Genomic DNA, 10390 nt, shown 5'->3' with positions numbered 1-10390 from the left:
CGCTCTTCGCTACTCCTTCGGTGCTTGAGATTCAGATGCCAACGCCATGTCGATCTCCCTGGCCTCCCGGCCGAAGAAGGAGAGCAGCGCCACGCCGATGCCGGCGCCGGCCGCGACGATCATGAGCGCCGGCGCATAACCGCCGAAGCTCGTGGCGAGCCCTGCTTGCAGGGTCGCGTTGCCGGACGCAAGAAGATTGCCGAGCTGATAGACGAAGCCCGGGAAGGTGCCCCGGGCTTCCGGCGGCGAAATCTCGTTGAGATGAGCCGGCACAACGCCCCAGCAGCCGTGGGCGGTGAACTGCATGAGGAAGGCCGCTCCCGCCAGGATCACGACGTTATGGGCCATGGTCCAGAACGGCAGGACCGCGAGCGCCCCAACGGCGCCGATGATGAGGGCGTTGCGGCGGCCGATCTTCTGCGACCACGCCCCGAAGACGATACCGCCCAGGATACCGCCAAGATTATAGACCACCGCGATGGCGCCGATGGTGCGCGGGTCGAGGCCGCGATCGACCTTCAGGAAGGTCGGGTAGAGATCCTGGGTGCCGTGGCTGAAGAAGGCCATGCACATCATGAAAAGCACGGCATAGACGGTCAGGGTCCAGTGGCGGCGCAGGATGTCGACGATGCGGCTCGCCCCCGCATGCTCCCTCCGCCAGCCGGGGGATTCATGGACGAACTGGCGGATATAGAGCACCAGCAAGGCCGGCAGGATGCCCACCATGAACATGCCGCGCCAGCCGATATATTCGTAGAGCAGGCCGTAGACGATGGCCGCCAGCAGATAGCCCGTTGGATACCCCGCCTGGAGGATGCCCGACACCATGCCGCGGGATTTGGCGGGGATCGATTCCATGGTCAGCGATGCGCCGACGCCCCATTCGCCGCCCATGGCGATGCCGAATAGGGCGCGAATGATGATGAAGATCATGAGGTTGGGCGAGAACGCGGTGACGAAGCCAAGAATCGAATAGGCCAGCACGTCGATCATCAGTACGGGCCGCCGACCGTAGCGGTCGGCGAGACGGCCGAAAATCAGCGCGCCGACCGGGCGAAGCGCCAGGGTGAGGGTCACCGCCCAGGTAACGGCCTCGATGGAGGCGCCGAACTCTTCGGCCACGTCCACGATGACGAAGACCAGCAGGAAGAAATCGAACGCATCCAGGGTCCAGCCGAGATAGCTGGCGATCACGGCGTGGCGCTGAGACCGGCTCCAGCCGCGCAGTGACTCCGGAAGCATCGCCCCAATCATTTCGCCCCTCCCCCTTGGCCACTCTGCCCTGTTTGGCCGTTCCGCAGGATATCGGATTTGACACCGATCGCGAGCGCCGCGGCAGGAACAATGATCCGCAGCAGCCGTTGGGCGCAGGACCAGTCAACATCGAAGAAGGGAGGAGAACCATGAGTGCTACGGGTCTCGAAGTCTTCGACAAGACATTGCAGACGACCAATAGCTGGCTCAACGAGATCGGCGAAACCGTCGGTCCCGACAAGCAGAATTCCTATCACGCGCTGCGGGCCGTGCTGTTCGCCCTGCGTGACCGGCTTCCGCCGGAGGAATCGGCGCATCTCGCCTCGCAGCTGCCGACGCTGGTGCGCGGCATCTATTACGACGGCTACGAGCCGGCCGGTAAGCCGGAGAAGATCCGCTCGGAGTCTGAGTTTCTGGAGAAGGTGTCGGAGCACCTGAAATCCAGCGATCCGATCGATCCCGACCGCGCGACCCGCGCCGTGTTCAAGCTGCTGGACACCCATATCTCCGATGGCGAGATGGGAGATGTGAAGCAGTCCTTGCCGGAAGAGCTGAAGGGCTACTTCCACTAGCGGCCGGCATCTCGCGCCTGACCATCAGGCGTGACTGCGCCCCGCCCCTCGCGACAACGTGATGGGGCGGGGGCGCCCTTTGCATTGCGGCTCGCGCGGCCTGGCGCCTAGGCTCGTTCGCGTTCCTGCCCATGATGGGCGCAACGACGATCCTAGCAGCGACCCTTAGCAGCGATTTCTGGCCATGCGCATCGCGCCGAAACCCCTCAAATCCTATCCCTGGTATCTGAAGCCATTCTTCTGGAGCCAGCGCCGGAAATACGGCGCCGTGCTCGATCCGGCCCTCGTCTGGGGCCGTGCGCCGCGGCTGTTCGTCGGCGTGGCGCTCCTCTACGGCATGATCGACCGGAACAGCTCGCCCATCGATCCCCGTTTGCGCTCGCTGATCACCGTGCGGGTCTCCCAGCTCAATCACTGCGCTTTCTGCGTGGATCTGAACTCTTCGACGCTGATGAAGCGTGGCGTGGATATGGAGAAGGTGGAGGCGCTGCCAGACTGGCGGGAGAGCAATCTGTTCGACGACCGTGAGAGGGCGGCTCTCGATTATGCGGAAGCCGTGACCCTGTCGGATAAGGAGACGACGAACGCCCATTTCATTGCCCTACGGGAGCATTTCGACGAGGACGGAATCGTCGAGCTGACGGGGCTGATCGCCTTCCAGAATCTCTCCAGCAAGTTCAACGCGGCGCTCGACGTGCCGCCGCAAGGGTTCTGCGCTCTGCCTTCCCAGTCGACAGACGAGAAAGGCTGATGGTTCGTTCGGCCTAGCGTCGGCGCAGCATGGCGGTCTGGGGAAGGCTTGGGGTGAAGAGACGCGCCAGGCGCGCGCGGACCGCGCCGAAGGGCGTGGTGATCTGCGCCCCGCGGTCCTCGAGGCTCTGGGCGAAGTAGCAGACGGAATCGTTCACTTCGCCCACGCTATAGAGCAGCACGTGCATGGCTTGCTCCTCGCTGGCACTCCGGTCGGCATCGGAGGCCTCGAACGCGGTATGAGCTTCCTGCTCGGCCTTGCGGATGGCGCTCTTGAGCGCCTCGGCTTTCGGAGGTTCGCAGTCCTCCAGCAGGCAGTCTTCCACCTGACCGAGGCAGTCCGATGCCGTCTTCCGCAGATCCTCCATGGCAGGGCGCACAGCGCGCAAATCCTGCGGGTTCGGGCGCGGCCCATGCTCGGTGATTACCCGGTCGATGAGCAGCAGGTTATGCCAAAGGCGCTCCAGATGGCGCAGCATGGTTTTGGCCGCGGTCTTTTCCCGGGCCGGGCGCAGACGGATTTCCTGGGCGGTGCTCTGAGCTTTCTGGAGGTTCCGGTAGAACGCCGCATGGAGGGAATCGAGCCGCTCGCCATCGTCTTCGAAGATGGCGCACAGGATGCGGTTCAGGAGCTGGCGGCAATCGTGGGCGGCGCGGCTCGTCTCCCACAAGACGCGGTTCGACGCCGTGCGGGGCCACACGAGGATGGTGGCCGCCAGGCCGACCAGAGCGCCGCTGATAATCGCCGCCGCGTTGGTGAGCGCGCCTTCGAAGATGCCGGCGCCGGGCGACAGGGCCAGAATGGTGACCGGCACGACCGCATAGCGCAGCCCCTGCCAGCGGCTCGCCACGAGCATCAGGAGACCGGTGCCGAGGCCTAAGCGGAGGAGAGAGAAGTCTTCACCCTGGAGCATCTGCACCAGGAGAAGACCCGCGACCGTGCCCACGACCGTCGCCACGAGGCGCATTCCGACAAGGCTCAAGGTGGCGTCGAGATTGCGGTGAAGCACGAACAGCGCGGAGATCACCGCCCAGGAGCCCGCCTTGTCCAGACCTGCGGCATGGCAGATCACGTAGGCAGCGATCGCGGCGATGCAGCCCTGGAGGGCGACACGCAGATCTTCGCGGTTATGAGCGAGCGGTAGATGCATGGGGCGGCCCAACGCAGGCGCGCCGCAGCTGTTCCAAGGCGGGAAAGGCGGGAGACCAATTGCACGGGGTCACACGCTAAGGCGGAACGTCGTTCGTCGTGTTCGGACGGTGGAGGATCTTGAAACTATCGATCTCGTCGATGATGCGTTTCAGGAAGGCGACGAGATCGCGGGCATCCAGCTCGAAATGCTTGAAGTAGATGTCACGCAGAGACCTGAGAGTCTCCGGCGTCAGGAGCTCCGGGTCGTCGATAAAGAACGTATCGAGGGACCAGTCGGGGAATGAACGGGACTCGATCGACTGATCGACCAGGATCTCGATATTGCGATGACGATGATCCTTCTCAATGCGCGCCATCGCCGCGCGCAATGCGTCTTCCTCTCCCTCCAGCACCTGAAGAAAATGGCGATTTTCGCAGAATAGGACGCCTGTGAGATCCGCGGCTGCGTTGTTGCGGCGCGAGTCCGCATCGACCTCTTCCAGCGTGTTTTTCAACTCGCCGTCGGGGACCGCGCAGTCGCTCACATAGACAATGAGATGCACGGCGCGCTCCTCCATTGTCGATCACAGCGTTTTTTTTGATTGTAACATCATCGGCAGGCATCGCGTCTTCACATCAGCGCGAGGAGTCGCATAGCCGCCGACTCGACTTTGTTCAGCGGCGGCTATTTCCGGGCCGGAACGCTGACGCAAATCGTGCCTTGGTCATTGATGTAGAAGCATGCGCCCTCAGCCTCCAACGCGGCTTTCACCGCCTCGGTGGTGGCGCCGCGAACGGGCATTCCGGCCTCCAGGCGCACGATGGTCGCCTTGTTGACGCCGGCTCGCTCTGCGAGGTCGCGCACCGAAAGACCGAGTCCGGCCCGGGCCATGCGGACATGGCGTGCATCGATGCGGCTCGAAAGAGCGAATGAAACAGAGCCCGCCATCCTGGCGGATCCCCCTTGCTTGCGCTGATCGCTTGTTGCAGTCCACACGAGACCCCGCTGGATCTCGCGATAAATTGACCAATCAATATTGTGACAAATTAGGTCGACTTTCCAGCCTGTGCGTCCATGCGCAGCAGACATGAAGCCTGCCAAAATTCCCTATGACATCGGGAAGTTCTGGTAGTAGGGTCGTACCCTGTACGATTATCTATATTGTTTGCGCATGGGTGACGAAGGGCGGGAGCCTTTCATGAACATCGAACAGGACGATCCCCTACGGGAGATTTTTTCGCGCTGGCGCGCGATTGGCGACCAGGCGGGGCCGGACGACGGTCCCCTGCCGGTCGATGCGGCGGCATTTACGGAATATGCCGAAACGCTTCTGAGCGAGCTTGAGGCGATGGCGGTGGCTCTGGAGCTTGAAGAGCTCGGTTCGTCGCTTTCGCTCTGCAAGAATGTGGCACGCCTTTCCGGCGGCGGCGGTAGCGCCGGGCTGACCGATTGACCGTACCCGCTCCCTGAACCAGCGGTTATCGGTCAGCCGCCACGGCTTTCCCCTTTATGCTTTCCCTTTAGAGTTGCTCTTCGAGGAAGCCGGTAAAGGCGTCCCAGGACTTCTCGTCGGCACGCGTCTGATAGGCGTCGGAGCCGAACACGGTGAAGCCGTGAGGCGCGCCGGAATAGATGTCGATCTCATAAGGGACGTCTGATTTTTCCAGCGCCTCGGACAGGCGGGCGACGTCCTTCATGCTCACGGAGCTGTCCAGCGCCCCATGGGCCACCAGGATCGGCGGGGTTTCCTCCGGGTAGCTCTGGTCGTGGAGATTGTTGAGCCCGCCGTGGAAGGTCGCATAGCCCGCGACATCCTCAGCCTCGCCGGAGGCCGCGAGCTCCAAGGCTGCGGCGCCGCCGAAGCAATAGCCCATCACCACGACGCTCTCCTTGTCGGAGCCTTTGCGGGCCTCGCTGAGACCGGCGAGAAGCAGCTTCCGCATGCGAGCACGGTCCTCGTAGAGGCCTTGCATCTCTGCCTTCTTGGCCCCGGTGTCTTCTGGACGATTTCCCTTGCCGTAGAGATCGAGGGCGAAGGCGTCGTAGCCGAGCTCGCTCAGCATGTCGGCGCGCTTCTTCTCGTAGCCGGTGAGACCGTCCCAGTCCTGGACGACAAGCACCAGTCCCTTCGCCTCGCCACCCTTCGCAGGCGCGCGATAGCCTTCGAAGGCCTCGCCGTCGACCTGATAGGTCACGTCCTCGCCCGCCAGGCCGGCAGCCGGGAAAAACGTGGCTGCGGATAGGAACGCGGCGGCAAGCGCCAGAATTCGCGGGGTCATGGCCGATCCTCGATGCTGCGACGCTTCAGGCCGGGGACCTTTTGCGTTCAAACGCGCGAGTGTCCCGGTTGAAGCACCGCAGCATGAGGAGGGATGGAGGGGGAGTCCACCCCCTACTCGGCGGCCTCCAGACGAACCTCTTCGGAGGAGGCTTCCGGCTCGGCGCTGCCGGAAGTATCAGCCTCTTCTGAGGTCTCCTTCGCTGGAGACTCTGCCGCCTTCGGCGCCTGTTTGGGCGCCTCGGATGCAGTTTCGGCTTTGGTTTTCTGGGACTCGCCGTTGCCGGCGGCGAAATCGCCAGCCAGGACCGCACCGCGCTCGACTTGGAAGTCGCCGCAGCGGATCTGACCTTCGACCCGGCCCGTGGAGCGCAAGAGCAGGAAGTCCTTGATGTCCACATTGCTGGACAAGGTGCCTTCCACGTCCGCCTCCGTGGCCACCACATTGCCCTTCACCGAGCCGTTCGGCCCGATATGGAGGGAGCCCGCCGTGATATCCCCCTCGACGATACCCTCGACGACGATCTTCTCCGGGCCTGAAATCTCGCCCTTGAAGGTCACGCCGGGCCCGATATAGGCCCCGTTATCCTCAGGCCGAAACGCGTTATCTGCCATAATGGCCTCTCCCCGCTTACAAGCGGCCCAAGGCCTGATTTGTGTCGCTCGTCTTGCGAGCGCGCCCCGGCCGCATCCACACCAACAACGCAGAACCAACATGGGCCCGCGCCGACGACTCAGCGGCAGGCAACTCCAGTTTCGAGGCTAGTTGAAAGACGGAAGGGGCACTACTTCCGCAACGATGGGTTGCGAATTTCCACCGTCCTTGTGGATAGCGAGAGGGGGTCTCCGGGTTATTCCCTCGCGGGTGCGGGCGCTTAGGAGGTCGCGCCTCATCCTCTATCGAAGCGGGCGTTTCCGGTCGATAAACCGATACGGCTCCGCACGCTTGCCGCACCGGGCGCCGGACGACATGATGCGCGCCGCTCACCGGACCTAGGAGGCCAGAAGATGCCCGCATCCCTCGTCACGAAACACACTCCTCTGCTGCTTGCCGCACTGCTCATGAGCATGGCCGTGCCTGCCAGCGTTCAGGCGGACGACGCCAAGCCGATCGCGGAAGCGGTCTTCAAATGCGATGGCGACAAGGCGATCGACGCAACGTTCTACGACGACAAGGTCGACCTCACGCTTTCCGACGGGCGGAGCATGGACCTGCCCCAGGTGATCTCCGGCTCCGGCGCACGCTACGCCAACGCCGATGAGAGCTTCGTGTTCTGGAACAAGGGCAACACGGCCTTTGTCACCGAAGGGCCGGACGAGACCATGACCTTCGAGAATTGCATCGACGAGAAGGACGCAGGCTAGCTCGGGCAAGTTCCCGGACCGAGCCGCATTAGCTGCCCGACACGGCCCTCGCCCGCCGGTTGGTGGATTTCCCGCCGTCACGAGGTGTTAGCTGTCCAGCGCGGTATTTCTGATTTCTCCGAGCGCATGTTTATAAGCGCAAATGACATAAAAGCGGCCGTAACAAAGGACGACCATGACCTTTCATAGAATTCACGAGCGGGCTGCGGCTTCGCTGTTCTGCTTCCTCGCAATCGCCTTGCTTGCGGTCGTGTCCGGCAGCACCGCCTTCGCAGCCTCCCTCGAGGGCTGGTCGCATAAGATGATCGACAAGGGCGATGTGCACCTTGAGATCTTCGAACGCGGCGAGGGCCAGACCGTCCTGATGCATCCCTCGCTTGGACGGCCGGCACAGGATTTCGAGGCCCTTGGCAACAGCGTGGCTGAGGCCGGCTATCACGTCGTCCTGATCAATCCGCGCGGGATCGGCGAGAGCACCGGTCCGATGGAGACCGTGAAGCTCCAGGACCTCGGCAACGACGTCTGGATGGTCGCCGATCAGCTCGGGCTCGATAAGGTCTTCATGCTTGGCCAGAACTTCGGCAATCGCGTTTCCCGGACCGTATCGTCGCTGCAGCCGGACCGGGTGATCGGGCTCATGCTGCTGGCGGCCGGCGGTGAGATCCAGCCCAGCAAGGCGACCTGGGCGGAGTTCGAGAAGATGTACGATCCGAGCCTCTCGCCGGAGGAACATCGCGAGGCGGTGATGAAGTCGATGTTCGCCCCTGGCAACAGCCCGGACGCGTTTCTCGGCGGCTGGAACCAGAAGACGGCGGAGCTGCAAGCGGAAGCGGCCAAACGCACGGATTTCAAGCCGCTGTTCAATGGCGGCACGGCTCCGGCGCTGGTGGTCCAGGGGCTACAGGATAAGATCGCTCCGCCCCAGAACGCGTTCGATTTCGTCACCAACCGTCCCAATGCGCGGCTGGTCGCTTTTCCGAACATGGGGCATGCCATGCTGCCGGAACAGCCGGATCACATCGCCGATGCGGTCATCAATTTCCTGAATGATCAGAAGTGACGGGCTGGCCGGATCGCCGGCCGCGCCGACTCTAGAAGCAAATCGCGGGCGCTCCGATCAGGGCGCCCGTTTTGCGTCGGGGGTTTAACCGTCGATCTCTTCGCGCAGCAGTTCCAGGCGGAGCCATTCTTCCTCCGCCTGCTCCAGCTCGGATTGGGCTTCGGCGAGGCGCTTGGTGGAGGCGGTGAAAGCCTCGACGTCGCGGGTGTAGAAATCCGGATCGGCGAGAGCCTCTTCGAGCTTACCGATCTCCTTGTGGAGCGCCTCCATTTGGCCGGGCAGCACCTTGAGCGCGTGCTGCTCCTTCGGGTTGAGGCGCCGCCGTTCGGGCTTCGGCTCGTTCTTGGGCTTCTTGCTCGGCGTGCCCCCACCACTCTCGCCCGCTAGCATCTTCTTCGGCGGCGCGCTGACCGGCGTCGCGTGGGCCTCTTCCTTCTCCATGCCGTAGCCGCGCTGGGCGACCATGTCCGTATAGCCGCCGGCATATTCGATCCAGCGTCCTTCGCCTTCGTACGCCACCACGGAGGTCACCGTGCGGTCGAGGAAGTCGCGATCATGGGAGACGAGGATCACGGTGCCGGGATAGTTGGCCAGCATCTCCTGGAGCAGATCGAGGGTCTCCAGGTCGAGATCGTTGGTGGGCTCGTCGAGCACCAGCAGGTTCGACGGGTGAGACAGCGCCACGGCTAGCATGGCCCGGCCGAGCTCGCCGCCCGAGAGCGCCTTGATGGGTGTCTGGGCCTGCTCGGGCTTGAACAGAAAGTCCTTCATGTAGCCGACCACATGGCGGGAGCGCCCGTTGATGATGACGGAATCTCCCCGCCCGCCGGTCAGGGTCGCGGCGAGGCTGCGGTCGACATCCAGCTTCTCGCGGTTCTGATCGAGGGTCGCGACTTCCAGATTGGTGCCGAGCTTCACGGTGCCCGCATCGGGCTTTTGGCCGCCGGTGATGAGATTGATCAGGGTCGTCTTGCCGGCGCCGTTGGGGCCGACGATGCCGACCCGGTCGCCGCGGACGATCTTGATGCTGAAATCGTCGACGATCTTCCGGTCGCCATAAGACTTCGATATGCGGTGGGCCTCGACGACCCGCTTGCCGGTCTCCAGCGCGTCCTGGATCTCCAGCTTCATGTCGCCGCCCGCCTTGTTGCGGCGGAGCTGGTCGCGCTGGCGGCGCAAGCTGCGCAGATCTTCGAGACGGCGCTGATTGCGCTTGCGGCGGCCGCTGACGCCATAGCGGAGCCAGTGCTCCTCCTGAACAATCTTGCGGTCGAGCTTGTGGCGGCCCTGCTCCTCCTCTTCCAGCACCTGATCGCGCCATTCCTCGAAATGGGCGAAGCCGCGCTCAAGGCGGCGGGTGGTGCCGCGGTCGAGCCAGACGGTCGACTTTGAGAGGTTCTCCAGGAAGCGCCGGTCGTGGCTGATCATGACGATGGCGGAGCGGGACGCCTTCAGAGCCTGCTCCAGCCGTTCGATGGCGAGGAGATCGAGATGGTTGGTGGGCTCGTCCAGCAACAGGATATCGGGCGCCGCGGCCAGGACCCGGGCCAGCGCTGCCCGGCGCGCCTCGCCGCCGGACAGATGGGCAGTGCTCTCCTTGCCCGTCAGCCCCATCTCCTCCAGCCAGATCTGGGCCCGGTGAGGATCGTCGCTGGGCGGCAGGCCGTCCTCCACGAACGCCGCGGTGGTGGCATGGCCGGAGAGATCAGGCGCCTGGGGCAGATAGCGGACAGTCGCAGTGGGCTGCATGAAACGTGTGCCGCCATCGGGCTCCACGAGGCCCGCGGCGATCTTCAGAAGCGTCGACTTGCCGGAGCCGTTCCGCCCGACAAGCGCCAGCATCTCGCCCTCGCCCACGGAGAGAGTCGCGCCGTCGAGCAACGGCTTCACCCCGTAGGTGAGGTCGATATCTTGAAGCAGAAGAAGAGGCGGCGATGCCATGACAATACGCTGGTGAGATCCGGCGGCAGCGCCACCG

The 10390-nt window shown here is 63.7% G+C and carries 12 protein-coding genes; 5 read left to right on the top strand and 7 right to left on the bottom strand.

What is annotated here, in order from left to right:
- Positions 1-9: 9 nt before the first annotated feature.
- Positions 10-1242 (bottom strand): MFS transporter, encoded by a 1233-nt coding sequence (locus tag ACFQ2F_RS14375; protein ID WP_379091221.1) that lies wholly within the window; start codon positions 1240-1242, stop codon positions 10-12.
- A 161-nt stretch (positions 1243-1403) separates the two neighbouring features.
- On the opposite strand from ACFQ2F_RS14375, the gene ACFQ2F_RS14370 reads away from it, so the two are divergent.
- Together ACFQ2F_RS14370 and ACFQ2F_RS14365 are read left to right on the top strand one after the other, a co-directional pair.
- The gene (locus tag ACFQ2F_RS14370) at positions 1404-1826 is read left to right on the top strand and encodes a DUF2267 domain-containing protein (protein ID WP_379091219.1); all 423 of its coding nucleotides are present in this window, start codon (positions 1404-1406) and stop codon (positions 1824-1826) included.
- Between the two features lie 184 nt (positions 1827-2010).
- Complete coding sequence (locus tag ACFQ2F_RS14365) at positions 2011-2577, top strand: carboxymuconolactone decarboxylase family protein (protein ID WP_379091217.1); 567 nt, start codon at positions 2011-2013, stop codon at positions 2575-2577.
- Positions 2578-2590: 13 nt separating this feature from the next.
- Here the strand turns inward: ACFQ2F_RS14365 and ACFQ2F_RS14360 are convergent, their stop codons facing one another.
- The 3 genes from ACFQ2F_RS14360 to ACFQ2F_RS14350 all read right to left on the bottom strand — a co-directional run bounded on the left by ACFQ2F_RS14360 (position 2591) and on the right by ACFQ2F_RS14350 (position 4657).
- On the bottom strand, positions 2591-3727 hold the full coding sequence (locus tag ACFQ2F_RS14360; protein WP_379091215.1) for an FUSC family protein: 1137 nt from the start codon (positions 3725-3727) through the stop codon (positions 2591-2593).
- Positions 3728-3803: 76 nt separating this feature from the next.
- Positions 3804-4271: a BLUF domain-containing protein gene (locus ACFQ2F_RS14355; RefSeq protein ID WP_379091213.1), complete on the bottom strand. Its 468-nt coding sequence runs from the start codon at positions 4269-4271 to the stop codon at positions 3804-3806.
- Between the two features lie 122 nt (positions 4272-4393).
- A complete protein-coding gene (locus ACFQ2F_RS14350) occupies positions 4394-4657 on the bottom strand; it encodes a helix-turn-helix transcriptional regulator (protein ID WP_379091211.1) in 264 nt (87 codons plus the stop codon).
- Positions 4658-4907: 250 nt separating this feature from the next.
- Between ACFQ2F_RS14350 and ACFQ2F_RS14345 the strand changes: the two genes are divergently transcribed.
- Positions 4908-5162, top strand: a complete 255-nt coding sequence (locus ACFQ2F_RS14345) for a hypothetical protein (protein ID WP_379091209.1) — start codon at positions 4908-4910, stop codon at positions 5160-5162.
- 67 nt (positions 5163-5229) lie between these two features.
- Here ACFQ2F_RS14345 and ACFQ2F_RS14340 read toward each other — a convergent pair whose 3' ends face one another.
- Positions 5230-5988 (bottom strand): dienelactone hydrolase family protein, encoded by a 759-nt coding sequence (locus ACFQ2F_RS14340; protein WP_379091206.1) that lies wholly within the window; start codon positions 5986-5988, stop codon positions 5230-5232.
- 113 nt (positions 5989-6101) lie between these two features.
- Positions 6102-6602 carry a bactofilin family protein gene (locus ACFQ2F_RS14335; RefSeq protein WP_379091204.1) on the bottom strand — a complete coding sequence of 167 codons (501 nt, stop codon included), beginning with the start codon at positions 6600-6602 and terminating at the stop codon, positions 6102-6104.
- Between the two features lie 393 nt (positions 6603-6995).
- Between ACFQ2F_RS14335 and ACFQ2F_RS14330 the strand changes: the two genes are divergently transcribed.
- Positions 6996-7352 (top strand): MliC family protein, encoded by a 357-nt coding sequence (locus tag ACFQ2F_RS14330; RefSeq protein WP_379091202.1) that lies wholly within the window; start codon positions 6996-6998, stop codon positions 7350-7352.
- Between the two features lie 175 nt (positions 7353-7527).
- Entirely contained in the window at positions 7528-8412 is an 885-nt protein-coding gene (locus tag ACFQ2F_RS14325; protein ID WP_379091200.1) for an alpha/beta fold hydrolase, read from the top strand.
- An 84-nt stretch (positions 8413-8496) separates the two neighbouring features.
- On the opposite strand, the gene ACFQ2F_RS14320 is transcribed toward ACFQ2F_RS14325, so the two are convergent.
- Complete coding sequence (locus tag ACFQ2F_RS14320) at positions 8497-10353, bottom strand: ABC-F family ATP-binding cassette domain-containing protein (protein WP_379091198.1); 1857 nt, start codon at positions 10351-10353, stop codon at positions 8497-8499.
- Positions 10354-10390 lie beyond the last annotated feature (37 nt).

Origin of the sequence: Methyloligella solikamskensis, assembly GCF_042676065.1 — a bacterium.
Classification (GTDB): domain Bacteria; phylum Pseudomonadota; class Alphaproteobacteria; order Rhizobiales; family Methyloligellaceae; genus Methyloligella; species Methyloligella solikamskensis.
Note: the sequence above shows the minus strand (reverse complement) of the source record. Positions and strands in the feature narration are given on the sequence as shown.

What these genes read in the sequence shown, in the direction of transcription:
- ACFQ2F_RS14375 (WP_379091221.1), bottom strand. Translation starts at nt 1,242, where the DNA reads ATGCTTCCGGAGTCACTGCGCGGCTGGAGCCGGTCTCAGCGCCACGCC.
- ACFQ2F_RS14370 (WP_379091219.1), top strand. Translation starts at nt 1,404, where the DNA reads ATGAGTGCTACGGGTCTCGAAGTCTTCGACAAGACATTGCAGACGACC.
- ACFQ2F_RS14365 (WP_379091217.1), top strand. Translation starts at nt 2,011, where the DNA reads ATGCGCATCGCGCCGAAACCCCTCAAATCCTATCCCTGGTATCTGAAG.
- ACFQ2F_RS14360 (WP_379091215.1), bottom strand. Translation starts at nt 3,727, where the DNA reads ATGCATCTACCGCTCGCTCATAACCGCGAAGATCTGCGTGTCGCCCTC.
- ACFQ2F_RS14350 (WP_379091211.1), bottom strand. Translation starts at nt 4,657, where the DNA reads ATGGCGGGCTCTGTTTCATTCGCTCTTTCGAGCCGCATCGATGCACGC.
- ACFQ2F_RS14345 (WP_379091209.1), top strand. Translation starts at nt 4,908, where the DNA reads ATGAACATCGAACAGGACGATCCCCTACGGGAGATTTTTTCGCGCTGG.
- ACFQ2F_RS14340 (WP_379091206.1), bottom strand. Translation starts at nt 5,988, where the DNA reads ATGACCCCGCGAATTCTGGCGCTTGCCGCCGCGTTCCTATCCGCAGCC.
- ACFQ2F_RS14335 (WP_379091204.1), bottom strand. Translation starts at nt 6,602, where the DNA reads ATGGCAGATAACGCGTTTCGGCCTGAGGATAACGGGGCCTATATCGGG.
- ACFQ2F_RS14330 (WP_379091202.1), top strand. Translation starts at nt 6,996, where the DNA reads ATGCCCGCATCCCTCGTCACGAAACACACTCCTCTGCTGCTTGCCGCA.
- ACFQ2F_RS14325 (WP_379091200.1), top strand. Translation starts at nt 7,528, where the DNA reads ATGACCTTTCATAGAATTCACGAGCGGGCTGCGGCTTCGCTGTTCTGC.
- ACFQ2F_RS14320 (WP_379091198.1), bottom strand. Translation starts at nt 10,353, where the DNA reads ATGGCATCGCCGCCTCTTCTTCTGCTTCAAGATATCGACCTCACCTAC.